The 21,177-nt window shown below is 38.1% G+C and carries 20 protein-coding genes; 9 read left to right on the top strand and 11 right to left on the bottom strand.

The genetic code is table 11. The annotated features are described in order from the left end of the window. Positions 1-62: 62 nt before the first annotated feature. Both GQR44_RS00830 and GQR44_RS00825 read right to left on the bottom strand, forming a co-directional pair. The gene (locus GQR44_RS00830; RefSeq protein WP_166368270.1) at positions 63-941 is read right to left on the bottom strand and encodes a mechanosensitive ion channel domain-containing protein; all 879 of its coding nucleotides are present in this window, start codon (positions 939-941) and stop codon (positions 63-65) included. Between the two features lie 138 nt (positions 942-1,079). Further along, a complete protein-coding gene (locus GQR44_RS00825) occupies positions 1,080-2,135 on the bottom strand; it encodes a CNNM domain-containing protein (protein ID WP_166368268.1) in 1,056 nt (351 codons plus the stop codon). Positions 2,136-2,635: 500 nt separating this feature from the next. On the opposite strand from GQR44_RS00825, the gene GQR44_RS00820 reads away from it, so the two are divergent. The 3 genes from GQR44_RS00820 to GQR44_RS00810 all read left to right on the top strand — a co-directional run bounded on the left by GQR44_RS00820 (position 2,636) and on the right by GQR44_RS00810 (position 5,043). After that, the gene (locus GQR44_RS00820; RefSeq protein ID WP_166368266.1) at positions 2,636-3,604 is read left to right on the top strand and encodes a magnesium transporter CorA family protein; all 969 of its coding nucleotides are present in this window, start codon (positions 2,636-2,638) and stop codon (positions 3,602-3,604) included. 92 nt (positions 3,605-3,696) lie between these two features. Beyond that, positions 3,697-4,047, top strand: a complete 351-nt coding sequence (locus GQR44_RS00815; protein WP_166368264.1) for a hypothetical protein — start codon at positions 3,697-3,699, stop codon at positions 4,045-4,047. Positions 4,048-4,188: 141 nt separating this feature from the next. Next, positions 4,189-5,043, top strand: coding sequence for a universal stress protein (locus tag GQR44_RS00810; protein WP_166368262.1), 855 nt, complete (start codon positions 4,189-4,191; stop codon positions 5,041-5,043). A gap of 16 nt (positions 5,044-5,059) precedes the next feature. On the opposite strand, the gene GQR44_RS00805 is transcribed toward GQR44_RS00810, so the two are convergent. Both GQR44_RS00805 and kdgR read right to left on the bottom strand, forming a co-directional pair. Further along, positions 5,060-5,392, bottom strand: coding sequence for a hypothetical protein (locus GQR44_RS00805; RefSeq protein ID WP_166368260.1), 333 nt, complete (start codon positions 5,390-5,392; stop codon positions 5,060-5,062). Then, entirely contained in the window at positions 5,389-6,174 is a 786-nt protein-coding gene (kdgR, locus tag GQR44_RS00800) for a DNA-binding transcriptional regulator KdgR (RefSeq protein ID WP_166368258.1), read from the bottom strand. Before kdgR ends, GQR44_RS00805 begins: the two co-directional genes overlap by 4 nt. 253 nt (positions 6,175-6,427) lie before the next feature. Between kdgR and kduD the strand changes: the two genes are divergently transcribed. Beyond that, positions 6,428-7,189, top strand: coding sequence for a 2-dehydro-3-deoxy-D-gluconate 5-dehydrogenase KduD (gene kduD, locus GQR44_RS00795; RefSeq protein ID WP_166368256.1), 762 nt, complete (start codon positions 6,428-6,430; stop codon positions 7,187-7,189). 238 nt (positions 7,190-7,427) lie between these two features. Here the strand turns inward: kduD and GQR44_RS00790 are convergent, their stop codons facing one another. Continuing rightward, positions 7,428-8,933: a PLP-dependent aminotransferase family protein gene (locus tag GQR44_RS00790; protein ID WP_166368254.1), complete on the bottom strand. Its 1,506-nt coding sequence runs from the start codon at positions 8,931-8,933 to the stop codon at positions 7,428-7,430. Between the two features lie 306 nt (positions 8,934-9,239). On the opposite strand from GQR44_RS00790, the gene tauA reads away from it, so the two are divergent. The 3 genes from tauA to GQR44_RS00775 are packed head-to-tail and all read left to right on the top strand — an operon-like array spanning position 9,240 to position 12,124. Continuing rightward, a complete protein-coding gene (tauA, locus tag GQR44_RS00785; protein ID WP_166368252.1) occupies positions 9,240-10,247 on the top strand; it encodes a taurine ABC transporter substrate-binding protein in 1,008 nt (335 codons plus the stop codon). Positions 10,248-10,288: 41 nt separating this feature from the next. Beyond that, positions 10,289-11,128, top strand: a complete 840-nt coding sequence (locus GQR44_RS00780) for a taurine ABC transporter ATP-binding protein (RefSeq protein ID WP_166368250.1) — start codon at positions 10,289-10,291, stop codon at positions 11,126-11,128. A gap of 9 nt (positions 11,129-11,137) precedes the next feature. Continuing rightward, a complete protein-coding gene (locus GQR44_RS00775; protein ID WP_205962913.1) occupies positions 11,138-12,124 on the top strand; it encodes an ABC transporter permease subunit in 987 nt (328 codons plus the stop codon). Positions 12,125-13,002: 878 nt separating this feature from the next. On the opposite strand, the gene GQR44_RS00770 is transcribed toward GQR44_RS00775, so the two are convergent. Continuing rightward, positions 13,003-13,740 carry a sulfite exporter TauE/SafE family protein gene (locus tag GQR44_RS00770; RefSeq protein WP_166368248.1) on the bottom strand — a complete coding sequence of 246 codons (738 nt, stop codon included), beginning with the start codon at positions 13,738-13,740 and terminating at the stop codon, positions 13,003-13,005. Positions 13,741-13,953: 213 nt separating this feature from the next. Between GQR44_RS00770 and GQR44_RS00765 the strand changes: the two genes are divergently transcribed. After that, complete coding sequence (locus tag GQR44_RS00765) at positions 13,954-15,324, top strand: aminotransferase class III-fold pyridoxal phosphate-dependent enzyme (RefSeq protein WP_166368246.1); 1,371 nt, start codon at positions 13,954-13,956, stop codon at positions 15,322-15,324. 417 nt (positions 15,325-15,741) lie between these two features. Here GQR44_RS00765 and GQR44_RS00760 read toward each other — a convergent pair whose 3' ends face one another. Further along, a complete protein-coding gene (locus GQR44_RS00760) occupies positions 15,742-15,954 on the bottom strand; it encodes a hypothetical protein (protein WP_166368244.1) in 213 nt (70 codons plus the stop codon). An 8-nt stretch (positions 15,955-15,962) separates the two neighbouring features. Beyond that, positions 15,963-16,178 (bottom strand): hypothetical protein, encoded by a 216-nt coding sequence (locus tag GQR44_RS00755; protein WP_166368242.1) that lies wholly within the window; start codon positions 16,176-16,178, stop codon positions 15,963-15,965. A gap of 401 nt (positions 16,179-16,579) precedes the next feature. Here GQR44_RS00755 and GQR44_RS00750 point away from each other — a divergent pair, with 401 nt between their 5' ends. Continuing rightward, positions 16,580-17,359 carry an SDR family NAD(P)-dependent oxidoreductase gene (locus tag GQR44_RS00750; protein WP_166368240.1) on the top strand — a complete coding sequence of 260 codons (780 nt, stop codon included), beginning with the start codon at positions 16,580-16,582 and terminating at the stop codon, positions 17,357-17,359. Positions 17,360-17,562: 203 nt separating this feature from the next. Here the strand turns inward: GQR44_RS00750 and GQR44_RS00745 are convergent, their stop codons facing one another. From GQR44_RS00745 to GQR44_RS00735, 3 genes are all read right to left on the bottom strand, one after another. Next, positions 17,563-18,546, bottom strand: coding sequence for an MDR family oxidoreductase (locus GQR44_RS00745; RefSeq protein WP_166368238.1), 984 nt, complete (start codon positions 18,544-18,546; stop codon positions 17,563-17,565). Between the two features lie 176 nt (positions 18,547-18,722). Continuing rightward, complete coding sequence (locus GQR44_RS00740) at positions 18,723-19,355, bottom strand: TetR/AcrR family transcriptional regulator (protein ID WP_166368236.1); 633 nt, start codon at positions 19,353-19,355, stop codon at positions 18,723-18,725. A 130-nt stretch (positions 19,356-19,485) separates the two neighbouring features. Next, on the bottom strand, positions 19,486-20,814 hold the full coding sequence (locus GQR44_RS00735; RefSeq protein ID WP_166368234.1) for an anaerobic C4-dicarboxylate transporter: 1,329 nt from the start codon (positions 20,812-20,814) through the stop codon (positions 19,486-19,488). Positions 20,815-21,177: the final 363 nt, after the last annotated feature.

Raw genomic sequence — 21,177 nt, 5'->3', positions numbered from 1 at the left:
CCATTAATCACAACGATGCGATTAATGGCCCGAACATTATTAAAAAATGTAAACAGTACCTATTATTTTTTAATGGAAACTCTCTCTCTATTAAGAGTTAATGAGCCGTCAATATGAAGGTCTCTTTGTGGATAAGCTACGATAATATTATGCTCTTCAAATAACTCTTCTAATCGAAAACGAATATTACTTCGCATCACCCTTAAACCGCCTTCTGCGGTTGAATCTAACCAAAAGGTAACTTCAAACATGAGAGCGTTATCACCGAAGTCTTCAAAGGTAACAACAGGCGCTGGTGACATCACGATTTTTTGTTGTTCCTTAGTGGCTTGCATGATCAGATCCGCTACTTTTCTTGCTGGTGACCCATAAGCGACGCCTACTGTAACGGATGTTCTAACCAAGGTGTCAATTAAGGTCCAGTTAACAACGGTATTTTCCAATAATTTACTATTTGGAATAAGCAGGTGTACGCCATCTACTCGACGTATTCGTGTAGAGCGAGTGTTGATTTCTTCAACGACTCCTTTCGCATCTTCAACTTCTAAAAAATCACCAATACGTATTGGGCGTTCCCACATTAATATCCAGCCACTAATGAAGTTATTAATAATATTTTGTGCACCAAAACCAAAGCCAATCGCAATCGCACCGGATAAAAAAGCAAATGCGGTGATTGGCACGTTAATTAAATCTAGTGTTGTTATTAGTAAGATTGCCATTGCAATCACGTAGAACATACGTAGCAGCAAATGGATAATATTAGGATCCGTTTTCTTTGAGACTAAACGTTTAGTGATCAATTTTGCTATCCAGCGTGTTAATATTATCCCCATAATTAATACAGAAGGTATCAACAAAATACTGCCTAGGGTAATAGCGTGATCGGCTACGGTTAGGATCTTATACGATAAGATGTCGTTGATTTGTGTTAAGTTCATAAAAGTTCCTTTAGTCGCCTTTAAACGCGGGTGTAGTTTCAAACGCGGGTATAGTTTCGTAAGCTTTATCGTTTTTCAGCCGGCAAATGATTGTTATCGGTAGAGTCGCATTAATACGAACTTGGCTTTAGTGTTAATTTAACTTTTGACCGAAGTCGATGTTTTAATTTGCAGTTCTGGTGGTTGTATGCCTTTTAACAACAAACCAAATATATCTGCGCCAGTAATAATGCGCTTGTTTTCACCCCAAATAAGCAACACGTCTCGTTCGATTGCGCCATCAAAAGATTTATCCACGGACTCGCTCATTTTCATTTTAATAATGGCATCGTTTAACATCGTTGATTCATCGTTAATGATGGTTGGACGATGACAATGTTTATAAGGGGCAAAGTTTTCTGTTTCAAAAAATACATCACGTAAGAAGCTATCTGAATCGACCACCACCAGAGGATCTCCCTGTGGGTTAGTTAATACTATCCAACGATGACCTGATTTATTCATTAATCTTAAAAATTCATTATTCGGTGCAGACGTAATCTCTGGAATAATCGGTAAATCTAACTTGGTTGGCAAGGCAATAATAGAGTCAGGATCGATCACTTCACCTTCTTCAATAACTGAAATTTTGTCCAATTTAAAAAAGTTTAACGCACCGATACCTTCTACATGGTTAATATCTGTTTCTTCTGCTTCAATATGTTTACGGATAATGCTACTTAACTCACTCTCAGCTAAATAGGTGATACCTTCTTTACCCAACCAAGCGTCTAAAATTAACGCAGTAGGTTTAGCGACGGGGTAAAATAAAATCTGATAAAACTTGATCACCGGCGCTAATAAAGCGCCCATTTTCAGAGCATTTCTTGAGAAATAAGCTTGTGGCGTGATCTCACCAATGATGGTGATAGCGATCGTTGAAAATAGAAAAGCACTTATTCCTGCTAAGGCAGAATCAGATAATAAGGTTAATAATACATTGATTCCAACATTACCCCACAGGATCGTGGTTAATAAAAAGTTCGAGTCATTACGTAATCCTAATACTTTTTTAGCTTCTTTATTGCCTTTTGTTGATTCAACTTCGAGCTGTAATCGGCTTAATGAAAATAAGGCAATATTCAACCCTGAAAAAATAGCTGATTGTGAGATGCATAATGCAATGGCAACCCAGGTGATAATTTCTAAGGACATACTTCACCGAATAAATTTATAAAAGTTAAAATAAAGTTTATAACCTTTACCTAAACAAAGGAATTTATTATTGATAAACAATAAAAAGATGACACGAAGCCCAACCTAGCTCACTATACATATACCCATGCTACCTCAAGATGCAAAGTCAGCAAGGCAAATTGTACCGAGATGTTAGGCATAAAATTGAAGTATAGTTATTCTACATAGAGATTTTATAACAACGCAGATGGGTACAAGTTGCCTTGCCCTACGGGGCGCAACCTCGAACATCAGCCCTGCGTTGCAACAATCAAAAAGGGAATAACCATTGAAGGTGCTAAATGCTTGCATTTACACCTGCCGATAGAGGATTAACGAAGTTAATCTCTCGAAAGGCCTCATGTTGCGCCTTGCTCTGCTATCCGAGGTTTCGCCTGACAAAGCATCTTGAGGTGGCATGGGTATAGATAGTTACAAACAAGATTAAAAATCGTTTAAGTCATAAAAAGAGAATAATTATGATCAGATGTATGTTGTTAAAAGAAGATAAGTCATTCATTTATGGCGATGAGTCCTTAGTTGAGATTTGGAAGCAGAATCAAAATGATTCTTTATGGATTGATTTTGATTCCCATGATCAAGAGAAAGAGCGCTTATTCATGAAACAATTAGGGTGCCATTCTTTAGCGATTAAAGACGTACAACGTGATCGCCATCCACCAAAAATTGAATTGTTTGATCAATATATATTTATGCTTTATCGCGGTATTTTTCATCCCGGTGATGATTTAGTCTTTGAGCACTTACAAATTGGTATGTTTGTAGGCACTAATATTGTGATCACTTCGCATGCTAAAAAATCTATCTCTATTGATAAACTATTCGGTGTTGAAGGGGAAAAGTATCTATCAAAAAGCCCGATCACTTTAGCGCTCAGGATCTTCCATTATAGTTGTGGTATCTACCTTCAAAAACTATTTGAATTTGAAGAAAAACTAGAATCCTTAGAAGATAAGTTTCAGATGGGAGGCGATGATAAAATGATGCAGGAAATTACTCTGTATCGTTCTCGTTTGACTAAGCTTAAGCGGACGTTTAATTATCATAGCAATATCGGTAGTGAGCTGAAAATATTAGTGACGGATGAAACGCCTATCATCAACCAAGCTGAACTACATACGGTAACCGATGTTCACGAGCGTATTGAGCGCTTATTGAGTTTGTCGCAAATGCATTATGATATTTGTAGCGATCTGATCAATGGTTATTTATCCGTTACATCTCACCAGCTAAATGCCACCATGCGAGTATTAACGGTGATCACCGCTATCTTTATTCCGTTAGGTTTTTTAGCGGGATTATATGGTATGAATTTTGAATATATTCCTGAGTTAAAAGTAACCCACGGTTATTATTATTTGCTCAGCTTTATGGGCTTTATTTCATTAAGTTTAGTTATTTTATTTAAGAAAAAACGGTGGCTCTAGGCTTGTTGACGACATTACCCATTTCAATACGTCATCACGTTGTTTTATTTGTTCTAACTCTACTCATACTGGGTTTAGGGTATTACTTTTCCTTGATCCAGTTACTTGATACTGAGTGGTTTTCTCGGTCAGGCAGTGTGGTAGTGGTATTGGGTATTATTTCTGGTTTTTCTGGCATTATCGAAGAAAGGGTCTTAATGAGCCGGCTATCAATACGAAAACGCCTCGAAATATTACAAAAAAAACGTAAATTAAGATTATTAAAGGCAACGCCAGACTATGTGCAAGAAGAGCTAGATGATATAGAAGAAAAATATCTCATACTAATCAAAGAGTCGATGCATTCAATTAAATTTAATGCGGGGATAAGTGAAGGTATTTTACTTATTTTAGGCACATTGACCTGGGGCTTTGGCGATATTGTTTTAACCTTTATTGTATAGTTTTGTATTCTGTTAATGTGCAATGGTAATACTCAAGTCATCTTGATTTAGAACCTGTTTAACTCACGACTTGTTGGCTTTTGCATCTTGATTGATAACAGGTATATACTCGATCAACTCTCTATTAATGTGAATTTATATATGATTACAGAACAATTTATTTGGTTTATTGATAGTCGCTTTTATTACCAAACGACTTCATTAGATAAACTGGTTCATCTTATTCCGCCGCATCAAACAACGCTGAAAATAATCATCGATGCAAGTACACAATTAAAGGGGCGTGGTTATTGGCATCTATTCACTGAAAAAGATACTTTACTCGATGAATTAATGGCAAAAATAGAGTTAAAAAAAGCAAAATTAATTAAATTTTTTGACATGAATGCGATTAATGTAGAGATAGTGATTAATCAATCTGCCGATTATCTTAAAGTCCTTAATACTGACATTAAACAGAATGCAAATAGCCTCGTTGTGATTGAAGATAATGTGGTTGAGAAACGACATTCAATCTTTCAAAAGTTAACAGATATCGATTGTCCTGTGCTATTGCTCAACCATAAAGCCTGGAATGATCCTATTAAATTGGTGGCTGCTGTTGATCCATTACATGAGCATGCTAGGTCAGGTACTATCGACGAAAATATTATTGCATTAACTGAAAGTTGGTCGCGCCTATTAAAAGCAGGCTGGGTTGTTGCGCATTGTTATTATGTGACCTCAGTATTAGTGAAATACAAGCATAAAATATTAGCGATGCATCGAGATGGGTTAGCAGATTTTGCTAAGAAATATCGCGTCTCTTCTGGTAAATGCATTTTATTGGAGGGCGTGCCTGAGGTCGCACTAAGTGCATATATTGCCAAAAATAATAGTAATATCTTAGTAATGGGGATGGTGACTAGAAATAAACTAGAGCAACTCTGGATCGGCAGCACCACAACCGCGCTATTAACCAAGTTGCCTTGCGATATTTTATTGGTTAAGAAGTAGCTAATCGTCTTAATGACTACTTCTTTGAAGATACTCTATATATATCCACTATACCTATAATCCAAAAAGCGAGTAGCGCATAAGAGTACATATTAAGAGTTTGCATGCTTGCACCGGAGCTCATTAAAATAGCATCGCTGATCGCGTCGATAGTTAAGGGGATCTCTCCTCGTTGAATGTTTATTATTACTTGCTCTGTTTTAGTAAACATTTCTTTAATCAATAACCATAACGGTACAGAAAACCCCGCCATAATAATTGCACCCGTTACGTAGTACTTAAACAAAAAATGCCCTAATCCTGGATAGATGAAGGCTGACGTCAATACCGCTTTTAATGGTTTTTTCATAGGCTTGGGTAATCTTTAAAACCTAATTGAGATGACACATTTTTACCTGCTTGATGTAATAAGCCAACATAATAGCTGAGGCGATCTTCATCAAAACGTATTGTAGGTAGTGAAATTGAAATACCAGCTATCACTGTGCCAAATCTGTCATATATTGGTGCGGCAATGCATCTTAATCCCGATTCTTGCTCTTGGTTATCTTGTGCATAGTGTTGTTCTTTAACCAAAGTTAATTCAGCAATGAGTTGATCCGTGTTCTCTAATGTTTTCTCTGTGTGCTTAACAAATGTAACGCGAGATAATGTATCACGAATAAAATCCTGTTCACGTTCAGCTAATAACACTTTCCCAATAGCGGTACTATAAAGAGGGTTACGGCGACCGATCCTTGATTGCATTCTTAAGCTGTAATTAGAATCAATTTTATGAATATAAATAATTGAATCGTCATCTAATGCGCCTAAGTGTAATGCTTCATTAGTTTGCTCTGAAATGAATCGCATCTCTTTATCAGCTAAGCCAATCAAATCTACGTACTCTAGCGACTTCGCGCCTAATTCAAACAGTTTTAGGGTTAAAGCGTATCGATCCGCTTCCTCTTCTTGCGTTACATAACCGAGTGTTTTCATAGTTTGCAAAAATCGGTAAGTTGTTGCTTTAGACATCATTAAGCGTTGTGATAGCTCGGATACACCGATATTTTTTTGTTCACCCAGGGCTTGTAAAATACTAAATACCTTTAATACGGATGAGACTGATTCAGGCTGAGTTGGTTTATCCATTGTTTATCCTTATTAAGCACTATTTTATACATTATATAGTGTGGGATAGTGTAGTGCAGTATTTTTAAAAGTCCTTTTTAAAAATTTAAAAACAGTAATATTTTCTATCAGAAAGTAAGTTATTTATTATTTGATGTTAATTATAAAACATCGTTTCAATAATATTTGTTGGTTGTGGTTTTTTTGTGTATATTGAAGCATGGCTGTTTAGGGTTATTTCTTTGTTCAGGTGAAAGTAATTAAGGAAGATATTATGATTTTGGAATCATTTAGTTTACAAAATAAAGTGGCAATTGTGACTGGTTGTAATACTGGCTTAGGGCAGGCTATTGCACTAGGGTTGGCAGAAGCTGGTTGTAAAGTGGTTGGTGTGAATCGTTCTGCTCCAGTGCAGACTATGGAAAAAATGGAAGCTGCCGGTTATGAGTTTCTTGACCTGCGTGCTGACCTAATTAAACAAGATGGTATTGCGGATATCATTAAAGAAACACTACAGCGCTTTAATAAAATTGATATTTTGGTGAATAACGCCGGTATTATTCGCCGTGAAGATGCGCTCGATTTCTCAGAAGAAAACTGGGATGACGTAATGAATGTTAATACTAAGACTGCTTTTTTTATGTCTCAAGCCGTTGCCAAGCAGTTTATTGCACAGAAGCAGGGAGGGAAAATCATTAATATTGCTTCGATGCTTTCTTTCCAAGGTGGTATACGTGTCCCTTCTTATACTGCATCAAAGAGTGCATTAATGGGTATCACTAAAGCCATGGCGAATGAGTGGGCCAAATTTTCAATTAATGTTAATGCTATCGCGCCTGGATATATGGCAACAAATAATACGACGGCATTGAGAGCCGATGAAGCACGGAATACTGCGATCCTTGAGCGTATTCCTGCTGAGCGTTGGGGCACACCTGAAGATATTGCAGGGCCTTGCGTGTTTTTAGCTTCCGAGGCCGCAAACTATATCCATGGTTATACAATTGCCGTAGATGGTGGTTGGTTAGCACGATAAGTAAAGTATACAAGAGGGCGCTATTTAAGATCTGTTACAATTATTGAGGCTCGTTTAAGCTTTTCTATCAGTGACTATGAGCGATTTAAACTTTGCCTCAGTTTTAAGCATTTGCTTTCATAGCTATTTTCATAGTTACTTTAATCAGTTGCTTTCAATAAGTTGCTATCTTAAATTCAAGCAATAATTGCAACGGCTATAATAGCTATTAGCGTTTATTGTTATTAGGGAGAACGACTCAAGCGGTTTTATCGTTAAGTGCCTTTCGTTCTAATTGTGCGATCAGGCCGCCTAGTATGGCTAATCCCTGTAAAATTTTATCAATATTGATGGCGGAAAAACCTAACCTTATATAGTTTTTTGGGGCGTCTTGTTGCATAAATAAAGTATCGCCTGATTCAATTAAAATACCTTGTTGTGCAGCTACTTCACGTAATTTATGGCTAGTGATAGTTTTAGGTAATCCTATCCAGAAACAGAAGCTACCGGGTGTAGAGTGGATTTCACAATTCAATAAATACTGTTCAATACCTTGTTGCATCTGTAACCATTTTTTTTCATAAGTACGGCGCATACGGCGTACATGGCTATCGTAATAACCTTGGCTAATAAATAGAGCTGTAATACGTTGGTTGTTAGACGGTGGGTGGCGATAATGCAAAGTGCGTAATGTACGTAACTCGGTGATCAATGATCTATCCGCCACCATATAACCAATACGTATACCTGGTGTTAGCGACTTGGATAAACTGCCGGTGTAAATAACTCGACCATCTTGGTCATAGCTTTTTAAAGCGGGAAGCGGTTTTTCAATAAAGTTAACTTCACTTTCATAATCATCTTCAATAACAATAAAGTCATCCTTTGAAGCTTGCTCAAGCAAAGCTTTACGACGCTCTATACTCATGGTGACAGTCGATGGGTATTGGTGACTCGGTGTCACACAGACATAATCACAATCATTAAGTTGTTCACCTACTTTTAATCCCTGATGGTCAACTTCCAACGCCTTCATTGGGCTATCACATAGTGAAATGACATGTCGTAAATTTGCATAACCGGGATTTTCTACGCCGAAAGTCACTGACTTGTCTGCTAATAAGCTAGTTAATAAAAACAGAGAATTTTGTGTGCCAAGAGTAATTAGTATTTCATCGGGATCTGCGCTAATACCTCGTTTTGATAGAATTTGTTGGCGAATTTGCGATACCAACTGTGGATCATCCATATCGATATAACCTTCAACCCATTCATGTAATTTGCCTTTGCTTTCTGCTATTCGTGAACATTCTCGCCATTGATAAAGCGGAAACTCACTGACGTCAATATGGCCATAAATAAAAGGGTAGGGATACTTGCTCCAGTTTTCATCTTTATTGAGGGTCGATAACTGGCTAGGGTGTTTTTGTAAGCGTTTAGACCAATTCGGTTGATTGAGGTTTGGTGTCTCTGCTAAATGGTTTTTTTGCACCGAATTGGGGAGGCGTTGCACCATAAGTAAGTCAGGGTGTACAAAAAATCCACTACGTTTACGCGCAATTAGAAAACCTTCATCGACTAAACTTTCATACACAAGTACGACCGTATTTCTGGATACTTTCAATAGTTGTGCCATCTTCCTACCTGAGGGTAAGGCCTTGTCACCAAAGGCATCTTGCTCGATTAGCTCGACTAATTTTTCACGGATCTGTTGTTGATAAGTGCTGTTTTGATGCAGCTCAATATTCATTAAAAAATCAACCATAGGGTACCTGCGTTAAAAGTTGGAGCGAATTTTGTTTATAAGTTTTCATGTGCTTAACAGTATTTCGGTTTGTTAATGCATTGTTAAGGCAATTTTTGAGCCAACCTGTGTTTTAACCTTACTCCTGTTGTGGATAATTACAGGTTGTGAAAATGGTTGTTATGAAAATGGGCTTATAAAATTAAGTGATTAATCGTGGACCATGAATTTAAAAAACTGGCTCTGTATCTTATTTTTTTCACCGCGTAGTTTAAATAACGAAAGTTACGTCACATCCAGAGCATCAGATAAATAAGGAATTTTAAGATGAAAAAATCTAAACCAACCAAGTTAATGACAGCCATGGCAGCGCTATTATTTGCATCTACGGTAAGCGCAAAGGATGTCACTATCGGGTATATGGGTATGAATAACCCTTGGAAGCATGCGATTAATGAAAAGTTAATTGAAAAAGAAACGGGTTATGAGGTGAAATGGAAACGTTTTGATTCTGGTGCCAAAGTAATCACTGCGATGGCATCAGGTTCAATTGACCTTGCTTCTGCAGGTTCTAGCCCAATTGCTGCCGCAGTGAGTCGTGGTATCGAAGTTGAATTAGTTTGGATTTTAGAAAATATCGCCGATGCGGAGGCGTTAGTGGTACGTAAGGGAAGTGGTATTACTGCACCATCAGATCTTAAAGGTAAGCGTATTGCGGTTCCTTTTGTATCAACAACCCATTTCCATGCTCTGTTTGCATTGGAACAATTTGGTTTATCGGATAAAGACGTTAAATTAACGAATATGCAACCTAATACTATCAACGCAGCATGGCAACGAGGTGATATTGACGGTGCATTTATCTGGGATCCTGTATTAGGCAATATCAAAAAAGATGGTGATGTATTAATTACCTCTAAAACCTTAAGTTCATGGGGAAAACCTACTTTTGATGGCTTGATCGTTGATAAAGAATTCGGCAAAGAAAATGCGGATTTTATGGCTAAGGTATTGAAAATAGCCGGTGATCTTGATCAAGAATACCGTAGCAACAAAGATACCTTTGATGCATCTCATCCCATTGCAAAATCAATCGCAAAAATATCTGGCAGTGATGTTAACCAAGTTGCAAGTGTATTAGGGCTTTATGAATTCCCTACTTTCACGCAACAATTATCATGTAATTGGTTGGGTTGTGGTGCCGATGGTGGTGCTGCCAAATCTTTAAAATCAACGTCAGAATTTTTGAAAAAAGAAAATAAAATTAACGATTTAATGCCTGATTATAGTGTCTTTGTTAATCCTGAATACGCAATTGCGGCATCAAAACTATAACTCATCAATTACGTTAAGAATATTAATTTAGGAGCGTTGTAATGAACACATTGAAAGTTTGCGAAGTCTCAGTTGTCTATCCCGGCTCAGAGGGTGGCGAGTCGGTGACAGCTTTATCAGATGTAAATCTGACCATGGAGCAAGGTGACTTAGTGGTTGCTTTAGGAGCATCAGGTTGTGGTAAAACAACGTTGCTAAATCTTATTGCTGGTTTTATTTCTCCAAGTAAAGGGTATCTAACCTTAGGTAACAGTAAAGTAAAAGGTTATCCAAGGGTGTTATGTGGCAAAGAGATTGGCGATGAAGTGACTGGGCCAGATGCTGACCGCGGAGTAGTGTTTCAAAAACACGCATTATTACCTTGGTTAAATGTGATTGAAAATACTGAGTTTGGTTTAAAACTGCAGGGGGTGGATAAAAAATTACGTCGCGAACGTGCTGCGGAATATCTAAAACTGGTTGGTTTAGAAGACTTTCATCAGCATAAGGTTTATCAACTTTCAGGTGGTATGCAGCAACGTGTTGGGATTGCTCGTGCGTTAACTAATGACCCTAAAATGTTGTTACTCGATGAGCCTTTAGGTGCACTGGATGCGCTCACTCGCGAGTCATTACAAGAGTTGTTACTAGATGTGTGGCGTAAAACCAACAAGATGATGTTTTTTATTACGCATAGTGTTGATGAAGCCTTGTTATTAGCAACTAGATTAGTGGTGATGTCTCCTCGCCCTGGCCGTATAACACATCAATTCGAGTTAAATTTTAATCAACAATTCTTAGATTGCAGAGATGCAAGACAAGTTAAATCTAGCCCCGAATTTATAGCGATGCGTGAAAAAGTATTAGCCATTATTCATGGCGATGAATTGGCCGTAGCCTAAGGAACGATTATGACCAGTATGACTAAAGAAATGGGTTCAAGCTCGATAGGTGAATCCAAGAAAAAAATAGTAAACAGCAAAGCAGCTAAAGAGCCGCAAATGGTAGACACTAAAGAAGAGCGTGAAAGTGCAGCCGCGTCGGTTTCATTGTTAGATAAAATACAACTTAAAATTAAAAAAATGACTGCGCCAAGTGCCGTACAAAGTGGTGAATATTTTGGTACACCCGGTGCTGGTGATAGTCGTTTAATTGGTGTTTTTTCAACTATTTTCTTTATTGCTATATGGGCTATTGCTACGGAAGGTGGATTTATTAAGCCAATCTTTTTACCTTCACCTGTTGATGTGGTGCAGCGTTTAATTGATATCACGGTTGATGGGTTTGCCGGTGCAACACTTGTTGAACATTTGAATGCGAGTTTAGTACGTATCTTTGGTGCCTTTTTACTGGCTTGTTTAATCGGTATTCCATTAGGTATTACGATTGGTTGTAATCGTGTTTTTCGTGGGATTTTTGATCCTTTAATTGAATTCTATCGTCCTCTTCCACCATTAGCTTATCTACCGCTTATTATTATTTGGTTAGGTATTGATGAGTCAAGTAAAGTGACGCTTATTTTCTTAGCCATGTTATCACCTATTGTACTCAGTGCTCGTTCTGGCGTGACGTCGGTGCGTATTGAGCAAATCCAAGTTGCGTACTCAATGGGCGCAACACCATGGCAGGTGATCACGCAGGTTATCGCTCGAGGTGCAATGCCTGACATTATGACTGGAATGCGTATTGCTATCGGTTTTGGTTGGACAACCTTAGTTGCCGCTGAAATGGTCGCAGCAGAACGTGGTATTGGCTTTATGGTATTAAATGCCTCTGAATTCCTAGTGACTGATGTGGTGATCGCCGGCATTATTGTAATTGGTATTATCGCCTATTGTTTTGACCTATTGATGCGCTATTTAGAATCTAAATTAATCCCTTGGAAAGGATACAATTAAAAAATAAGATATAAATCTACATTATTTGCCCGCTATTAGGTTCTAATAGCGGGCTTTTTTATTAGGTAAATATAAATGAAAAGTGCACTGAAATTGCAATAGTCGTGCTTATTTTTAAGCATTAAAGCTATTTACAAGTTCTATTTACAAGGGCTTATTGACAAGTATCAAATTGTTTTTAACTGTTTAATTATTCCACTACTTACCTACTTACCTACTTACCTAATTAGCCTCTGACTACTGCAACAAAAAAGCCTTCCTGCTGTCCTGTAATTTACAGTAATAAGCCATTCCCATGATTCTTAACCTACTAATTTGCTAAGTTTTAACCTGCTGACTTTTAACAAGTAAAGAAAGTTAATTTCTTATGGCGAATACCGCTCGTTTTAGATTGCATATTGCATTAATTGCATCTGTTAATACTAAGCTGGGATTGTTTAGCTTGAGGTTCTTTTAGTTCTTCTTGGATTCAGGTCATAAGTGCATCTAATAATAGTACCTCTAATGGGGCTTAACAGCGTTTATTAACAAAGCATAGTGACCACTTACATTGATAGCCTACTGCGCCTTTATGTCCTATATAGACTTTGTATCGTGGTTTATATGCCCATTGCCGATTGATAATGCACCTTGTGATTGGTAACGGCGCTGGTTAGTTTTGTATCGCTATACATCAGTAAAGCTACACATTAGCAAAAGAAGGCAGTTGATCCTGATGGTTGACTTATTCATAAATTTAAAAGGGCATGGTGCGCCGTTAATAGTATTTAAAACAGCTATATAGGGAGTATTTGAAGAGTATTATAATAAGGGATGGGTTGCATTTTTATGCTAAATAAAGCCACTAGGTTCACTAGAACCAAGTGGCTCTCTGAAGGTTATGTTAATAAGGTATGTGCTGAATTTGCTATGCCAAGTAAAGCCACTACAACCATGATAGGTAAGGCAAAACTTTTTAATGATTGAGGTGGTTTTTTGTTAAATAAGTATTGTCCATAATACACCGCTAACAAAGTTGGTAGAGTTAGTATTAATAATGCCTGGGGTAGCGAGTCATCCACTAGCCCACCACTAATAAGGGTGATCACAGTTAATGCTTCACTGGCAATAAAAAATAAAATCATCGTAGCGCGTTGGCTACTCGTTGGTAAATTACTTGATAACATGTAATACACAATCATTGGCCCACCGATTGATGCGCTGGCAGTACCGGCCCCTGATGCCAAACCAAAACCTACTTTAGTGATGTTTTTTTCTGCATTAAAAGGTCTGTAACTTGAGAAAAGCAAAGCGGCTAAAGTTAAAACACCTAAACAAATTAAGAGCTTTAGTGTTTCTGCAGGAATTAAAAGCAAAAAGCTGTAACCGATAGGAATACCGAATATAGATCCTATCACTAACCTTTTTAAGGCGGGAAAATTCGCCTGTTTAACGGCTTGTTGCCATAAATTTAGACTGCAAATTAGATCTAAAGATAAAACAATGGCAATGCTTTGCTGTGGCTCAAAAAAGAAGTTTAATCCCACCACTGCAATCACAGCAAAACCAAATCCACTATATCCTCGCACCACAGCCGCGAACATCACTACAGGCAATACATACCAAATTTGTTCCACTGATTTTCCTTAGTTTTATTTAATATTGGCCACACTATCACAATAATAACCAGTAACGGATAGAGCCAAAGATAAGCAATTGTAGTTCCACTTATATAACACCTTAAAAATTCTATCTGGCTCTATCGAATAAAGTGGCTGGCGCTAATCGGGAGGTTAATTTATAAGTTAGGCTGAGTCATCGAAAATGACTACTTAGCATAGGGGAATAACATGATGGACTCAAAAACAGCAGAAATAATTGAAAAAGATCGTAACCATGTTTGGCACCATTTAAGCCAGCACAGCGTGTTAAAAAAACAAGACCCAATGGTGATGGTGAAAGGAGAAGGTTCGCGCATTTGGGATGCTAAGGGTAATAGTTATTTAGATGCCTCTTCTGGTGGTGTTTGGTGTGTCAATGTTGGCTATGGGCGTACCGAAATTGCCGATGCTGTTCGTGATCAAATGGTAAAGCTTAACTTTTTTGCAAGTACCGCAGGTAACGAACCTAGTGCAGAGTTTGCTGAGAAATTACTGCAAAAAATGCCTGGCATGAGCCGAGTATATTATGCAAGTTCAGGGTCAGAAGCCAATGAAAAAGCTTTTAAAATAGTACGCCAAATTTCTCAACAGAAGTACGGTGGTAAAAAGAATAAAATTTTATACCGTGAGCGTGATTATCATGGCACAACCATCGCGACATTAAGTGCAACGGGTCAAGAAGAGCGTCGTTTACATTATGGTCCATTTGTTCCTGGTTTTATTGAGTTCCCACATTGTTGTGAGTACAGAAGCCAATTTGGCGATGTCAAAGATTACGGAATTCTAGCGGCTAAAGAGTTGGAAAAAGTGATTCTACGTGAAGGGCCTGAAACAGTCGGTGCGGTTGTTTTTGAAACCATTACTGCTGGCGGAGGCGTGATCACTCCACCTGAAGGTTATTGGCCAGCCGTGATGGAGATTTGTAAAAAATATAATGTATTAATACACATGGATGAAGTTGTGTGTGGCATGGGCAGAACCGGTAAATGGTTTGGTTACCAACATTACGGTATTAAGCCTGATATTGTGACACTAGCGAAAGGTGTCGCATCAAGTTATGCCGCTATTTCATGTGTGGTCACAACAGAAGCTTTATTTGAAGAGTTTCTTGCTGACGGTGCTGACCGAGAAGCCTACTTTCGAGATGTAAGTACATACGCAGGTTGTACCGCTGGTCCTGCCGCTGCATTGGCGAATTTGGCAATATTAGAGCGAGAAGACTTGATCTCCAATAGCGCAGTCATGGGTGATTACTTGTTAACACAACTGCAATTGTTAAAAACCAAGCATCCTATTATTGGTGATGTACGTGGTAAAGGGTTGTTATTAGGTCTTGAGTTAGTCAGTAACCGTGAGACTAAAACCCCTGTTGCAGAAGCGGTGGCAATCAAGGTTGCTGGGATGTGTATGCAAAAAGGATTAATTATAGGACGTACCAATCGTTCTTTTAAACACTTAAATAATACCCTGTGTTTATGTCCTGTATTAACGATAACGCAGCAAGAAGCGGATTTTATTGTTGAAACATTGGATAGCGTGCTTTCAGAAGTGGATGCATAACTGCTTTATAAAAGTATAAATACTACTATCAAAACCTCTTTTCGATAATCATTCGGAAAGAGGTTTTTTTATGCCCATGATACTTCAAGGTGCTAAATTTAACTTCCTCCTTTTAATAACGAATAAGTAATAGCGAATAAGTAATTAAAGTAGACTACTGCATTTGTTGATGTCTATTGTAAGTCCTTTCACCTTTCACCATGCACAACTCATTACTATCTCTGCCAACCGGAGTATGTCGTTACATTTATCCATTATCTATAGGGTAAGTGGAGTTATTATGCTGTGATTAACTGGGGGCCTGTAGTTGAACATTTTGCGTGGATAGTTAGGGGAAGGATTGTGAGTAGTGAAAGGAGAAGCTCTAAAAACCAACCTATCTGATTAAAATAGACAGGTTGGTAATGGGTATTTATTTTATGAATTATCGTGAGCGAAACGTTGCATAAATACCGCTAAGCTGGTGGCTTGTTGCTCAGTGACATCGTTGTATAAGCTTGCTCTTAAATAATCACCAACCCCAAATGGAGTTAAGGTACGTAGTCCAACCATGCCAAGTTCCCTGCTTTCGATAAGAAACTGATCAGTAAGCTCTGAGTTTCCACCTTTGATATTAAAGGGTGAATTCATGCGGCTTCTTAAGTTTTTATCGGTAATGGTTTGTTCAACGGACTTTGGTAGAGAAGTTGGGCTTGGCTTAAATTAATCACCTGTTCTGGTGATACATTAGGCGTTAATGAACCGAGTAAAGCTGGGTGAGGGCGGCTAACTTTGCTTTGTGTATTAGGCTGATTTTTTGTATCAGGCTGGATTCTTGTATCTAGGGTATTTGCTTGTATCACTTCTAATGGCATAAAAATATTCCTTTTTCGCTCAATAAACTCATGACCTTTTGTTTCATTTTTACGAATCAAAAGTATTAATAAATTTAGCCTAAAGTGTATGTGCACTGGCATTTTCAGTTAGCGCCAACATTCAGTTTTCTTAGGATCAAGTCGATTAAATTGAGTAACAAAAATTAATTTATAAGTTACTCTAGTAAGTTGATCTATAAGTTGATTCTGAGGTTGATACTACAAAAATGTAGTTCTGGCTCTATTACTATTGTCATCTACGTCATACTGTTTGAAACAGAAATTAAATAGTAAAACTGAGCATTAATGAAAATACACATGAAGTGAGAATAGTTTTCTATTAGTATTCGTAGAAGTATCAAACAGTATTGACTTTATTACGTATTTTAAAGGAATGTGAAATGACAGAACAAAGCCAAGCACAACAACATCCGGTAGTTTTAATTACAGGCGCGACTTCTGGGTTTGGATTAGCCACTGCGAAGAAATTTGCTCAACATGGTTACCCGTTAATTATCACTGGACGAAGAGAAGAGCGTTTACAAGCTTTGAGTGCAGAACTCTCTGAATTCACTGAAGTCTTTTATTCGGTATTAGATGTACGAGATAGTGAAGCGGTTATTGGCTTTGTTGAGCAATTACCAGAGCGTTTTAAACAAGTGGGGATATTAGTGAATAATGCTGGCCTTGCTTTAGGTGCAGAGCCTGCTGATAAAGCTGCTTTATCTGACTGGCATACAATGATTGATACTAATGTAACGGGTTTAGTCAATGTCACACACAGCCTTTTACCTATTTTACGTGCTCAAGCATCTGCAAGCATCATTAATCTAGCTAGTATTGCTGCTAATTGGGCTTATCCAGGTAGCCATGTTTATGGCGCAAGCAAAGCATTTGTCGCACAATTCTCTCGCAACTTACGTAGTGATTTTGCAGGGACGGGAGTGCGTGTAACAAGCTTAGAGCCGGGGTTAGCTGAGAGTGAGTTTAGCTTAGTGCGTTTTAAAGGCGATCAAGAAAAATACGATCAAATCTATAAAGGTGCTAGCGCGATACAACCGGAAGATATTGCTAACATTATATTCTGGATTGCTGAGCAACCTGCACATATTAATATTAATAGTTTAGAAGTGATGCCAACGTCTCAAGCTTGGGATAATTTTAAAATCATCAAACAGTAGGTATCTATTTTTAAAGGTTTTTTAAGGGGTTCTATTTAAGAACTACTATTTAAAAGTTACCATTTAAAAACAATGATTTAAAATAGCTCAATAAAAAGAGCTCGCTTAATGGGGTCAGTTCAGATTATTAAGCGGGCTCTTTTATTATTCAATTCAAAGTCAAAATCTAAATCTTAAGTTAAGCCTAAATTTAGATTTATTGATTATTCAGCAACTTTAACCACTACACGACCACGTACTTTGCCTGCAATCAATTGCTCTGCTGTATCAATTGCTTCCTCTAGGGTGATCTCTTTTGCGATATCATCAAATACATCGGCTTCTAAAATAGTAGCAAGGCGCTCCCATGCTTCTACTCTGTCTTGTGTTGGACGCATAACACTATCAATACCTGCCAAAGTCACACCACGTAAAATAAATGGCATTACGGTTGCTGGTAGATCCATGCCCTGTGCTAAACCACAGGCAGCAACAACGCCACCATATTTTAAGCTAGCGCATATATTTGCTAAAGTATGGCTACCTGTAGAGTCAATCGCAGCTGCCCAGCGCTCTCTCGCTAATGGGCGACCTGGCTCTGATAATGTGGCACGGTCAATGACCTCTGTTGCGCCTAATTTTTTCAGGTATTCTGCTTGATCAACTCGACCCGTTGAAGCAACTACGGTGTAACCTAATTTAGCTAAAATGGTAATTGCAAAACTACCCACACCACCATTGGCGCCTGTTACTAATATCTCTCCTTTATCGGGAGTGATACCGTGTTTCTCTAAAGCAATTACACATAACATGGCAGTATAACCCGCTGTACCAATCGACATTGCTTGGCGAGGTGAGAAAGCTGAAGGTAAAGGAATTAACCATTCACTTTTTAAACGCGCCGTTTCAGCCAATCCACCACAATGTGTTTCACCAACACCAAAACCATTTAATAAAACATGATCGCCGACTTTGAATTTATCACTGTCAGTTTGTTCAACAGTACCGACTAAATCAATACCGGGAACCATAGGGAAGTTACGTACAACTGGGCCTTTGCCTGTTATTGCTAAAGCGTCTTTATAGTTTAAAGTGCTATATGCAACCTTGATAGTGACATCACCCTCAGGCAATACACTCTCATCAATACTTTTAACTGCTGCTCTGTAACCTTGTTCATCTTTTTCAATTAAAATACCTTTGAACATATATCTTCCCCTTTAGACCGATCGTCTATTAATGATTAAATTTTTTAGTTATAGGTGCTTACCCATAACTGTTTATTGAAAGCTGTTTACTGATAACTGCTTACTTACAGGTGCTTGCTTACAGGTGTTTGTATACCAATTACTTGTTCCATTAATTTACTACCTTCACCCTGTTATTATCGAGGCAAGCTAGCAATAAAATATTGGAAGTAGTTATCCAGTGGTGTTGCATTTCCCACTAAACGTGTTCGGCTTACGGCACCTTCCCAACCTATCCAAAAACATTCAGCTAATTGCTCACAGTCTGCAGACTTCGATATATCACCACTGGCCTGTGCCAATTTAAGGCAATCACTTATACGTTGCTGCCAAGATAGAAAAATATCTATCAAAATAGGTCTAAAACTTTCAGGTAATAAATGTACTTCTTGCCCAAGGTTCCCTACTAAGCAACCACGCGTAAAATGATGTCGTTCAAGCCCTGATTTTGCGTTCTCTACAAAATGGCTTATGCGCACTAATGGCGAATAAGTCTGATCTAATAAATAGGTATCTAGTTTATTTGCGAAATAATTTGCATAGCTTTCGATTACCGCTAATCCAAATACTTCTTTACTAGCAAAGTAGTGATAAAAAGAGCCCTTTGGTACACCGACTCTCTTTAAAATAGGGTCAATGCCAGAAGCTGCGAATCCACTCTCTGTTAACTGCTCAAGTCCGCTGCGGATTAATTCCGCTTTTGTATCATGATTTTCTCGCGATACTTTTGGGGGTCTACCACGTCGTGGTTTTGTACTTAATAATGTCATATTGATATAATAGACCGATCGTCTAGTTAATTGCAATGACTTTATTTATTGAGCTCTAGAATAACGATTTACGGGCGTATCTTGCCTTAAAGAAGATTGCCCGTTGTGATCTAAGTCATTATTTTCTGTATTAACCAATCACTATTTGTCCTAACACATAACCAACAAGACAAGCTGAAATCACGCCTATCAAGCCCACTGACATAAATGAATGGTTAAAGTAATATTTGCCTATTTTAGTGGTGCCTGAACTATCAAAGTTGACCGTTGCAATATCTGAAGGGTAATTTGGAATAAAGAAGTAACCATACACAGCGGGCATTAAACCAATTACTAAGGCAGGCTCTAAACCCAGCGCTAAACCAACAGGCAGCATCATTCGCGCGGTAGCAGCTTGCGAGTTAACCACCACTGATACGATGAACAGAGATAATGCAAAGGTCCAAGGATGCAGTGTCACCATATCAACAATCCCTGCTTTAAATTGTGGCATCGCGTATTGGAAGTAAGTATCAGACATCCACGCAATACCAAAAATAGCAATGGCGGCAACCATGCCTGATTTGAACACTACGCCATTAGGAACATCTCTAGGGTCCGTTTTAGTTGCTAATAGAATCACACCACCAAAAGCGAGCATCATCATTTGGATAACAACTGACATTTTGATTGGAGATGAGCCTTCGGTGATGGTGCGTATTTCCGGTAGCATAGCGATCAGCACAATAGAAACAATTGCTCCTAGGAAGATAAGTACCGCATTACGTGCTTTACTGGGCAGCATTTCATCTAAAGAGGTTGAAGTCGTATTTTCTATTTTTTCACGCCACACAGGATCTTTTAAACGTGCTTGGTAGTCTGGATCATCTGCTAATTCTTTGCCTCGACGTAAACTATAAAGTGCCAACATCAAAGTACCGAATAAAGTAGAAGGCACGGTGACCATCAAAATTGACAGCAAAGTAATGGAAGAATCAATATCCACTAACTGCGCTAAATAATACACCACCGCGGCAGATAAGGGTGAAGCTGTAATACCAATTTGCGAGGCGACGGAAGCAGCTGCCATGGGGCGTTCAGGGCGAATACCATTTTTTAATGCAACATCCCCAATGATTGGCATGATTGAATAAACCGCGTGTCCAGTACCCAATAAAAATGTCATCGCATAAGTCACAAAAGGCGCGATAAGAGTGACTCGTTTCGGATTGTTTCTTAAAATACGCTCAGCAATTTGTAGCATATATTTTAATCCACCGGCGGCTTCTAGAATCGAGGCACAGGTAACAACGGCTAATATGATTAACATGACAGTTACAGGAGGGGAGGTCGGAGGCATTTTGAAAACAAAAACCTCAATAACTAAACCAATGCCTGATACAACACCTAACCCAATTCCACCAAACCGGGAGCCCACATACAGTACAAATAGCAAAAATATAAACTCGAAATATAGCATTTTTTCCACCTCACTCATCATTTTTATAGGGGCAGATTAGCTTATTAAGGTGGGGCTCAAATTGAGCTGTTTCCTATATTGAGTAGAAGGAAATATTATTTGCACACTAATTGATATGAAATAACAATGGTTTAGTTAGCAAAACCAACATATAAAACTGTGATCGTGGTTTGAGTTAATTTAAATTTAACAAAAAACATAATTGATTATTCTTAAGTGGATTAGTCTTGATTGGCATTGGCATTGGCCTTGGTAAGGAAATGGGAATGGGGTTTCAATAACGTATTTTTTGCTCTTAACAAACAATAAAACACAAAAAAAACGTTAGCGTAAAGCAAACTTGACGCTAACGTTGACTACAAA

Origin of the sequence: Psychromonas sp. SA13A (assembly GCF_011378715.1) — a bacterium.
GTDB lineage: Bacteria > Pseudomonadota > Gammaproteobacteria > Enterobacterales > Psychromonadaceae > Psychromonas.
This window is presented reverse-complemented; position numbering and strand designations above follow the sequence as displayed.

Bases quoted from the DNA above. Each gene is read 5' to 3' on its own strand.
- GQR44_RS00765 (WP_166368246.1), top strand. From the start codon at position 13,954: ATGATGGACTCAAAAACAGCAGAAATAATTGAAAAAGATCGTAACCAT.
- GQR44_RS00750 (WP_166368240.1), top strand. From the start codon at position 16,580: ATGACAGAACAAAGCCAAGCACAACAACATCCGGTAGTTTTAATTACA.
- GQR44_RS00760 (WP_166368244.1), bottom strand. From the start codon at position 15,954: ATGAATTCACCCTTTAATATCAAAGGTGGAAACTCAGAGCTTACTGAT.
- GQR44_RS00775 (WP_205962913.1), top strand. From the start codon at position 11,138: ATGACCAGTATGACTAAAGAAATGGGTTCAAGCTCGATAGGTGAATCC.
- GQR44_RS00805 (WP_166368260.1), bottom strand. From the start codon at position 5,392: ATGAAAAAACCATTAAAAGCGGTATTGACGTCAGCCTTCATCTATCCA.
- GQR44_RS00735 (WP_166368234.1), bottom strand. From the start codon at position 20,814: ATGCTATATTTCGAGTTTATATTTTTGCTATTTGTACTGTATGTGGGC.
- kdgR (WP_166368258.1), bottom strand. From the start codon at position 6,174: ATGGATAAACCAACTCAGCCTGAATCAGTCTCATCCGTATTAAAGGTA.
- GQR44_RS00745 (WP_166368238.1), bottom strand. From the start codon at position 18,546: ATGTTCAAAGGTATTTTAATTGAAAAAGATGAACAAGGTTACAGAGCA.
- GQR44_RS00810 (WP_166368262.1), top strand. From the start codon at position 4,189: ATGATTACAGAACAATTTATTTGGTTTATTGATAGTCGCTTTTATTAC.
- GQR44_RS00780 (WP_166368250.1), top strand. From the start codon at position 10,289: ATGAACACATTGAAAGTTTGCGAAGTCTCAGTTGTCTATCCCGGCTCA.
- GQR44_RS00790 (WP_166368254.1), bottom strand. From the start codon at position 8,933: ATGGTTGATTTTTTAATGAATATTGAGCTGCATCAAAACAGCACTTAT.
- tauA (WP_166368252.1), top strand. From the start codon at position 9,240: ATGAAAAAATCTAAACCAACCAAGTTAATGACAGCCATGGCAGCGCTA.
- GQR44_RS00820 (WP_166368266.1), top strand. From the start codon at position 2,636: ATGATCAGATGTATGTTGTTAAAAGAAGATAAGTCATTCATTTATGGC.
- GQR44_RS00740 (WP_166368236.1), bottom strand. From the start codon at position 19,355: ATGACATTATTAAGTACAAAACCACGACGTGGTAGACCCCCAAAAGTA.
- GQR44_RS00830 (WP_166368270.1), bottom strand. From the start codon at position 941: ATGAACTTAACACAAATCAACGACATCTTATCGTATAAGATCCTAACC.
- kduD (WP_166368256.1), top strand. From the start codon at position 6,428: ATGATTTTGGAATCATTTAGTTTACAAAATAAAGTGGCAATTGTGACT.
- GQR44_RS00755 (WP_166368242.1), bottom strand. From the start codon at position 16,178: ATGCCATTAGAAGTGATACAAGCAAATACCCTAGATACAAGAATCCAG.
- GQR44_RS00825 (WP_166368268.1), bottom strand. From the start codon at position 2,135: ATGTCCTTAGAAATTATCACCTGGGTTGCCATTGCATTATGCATCTCA.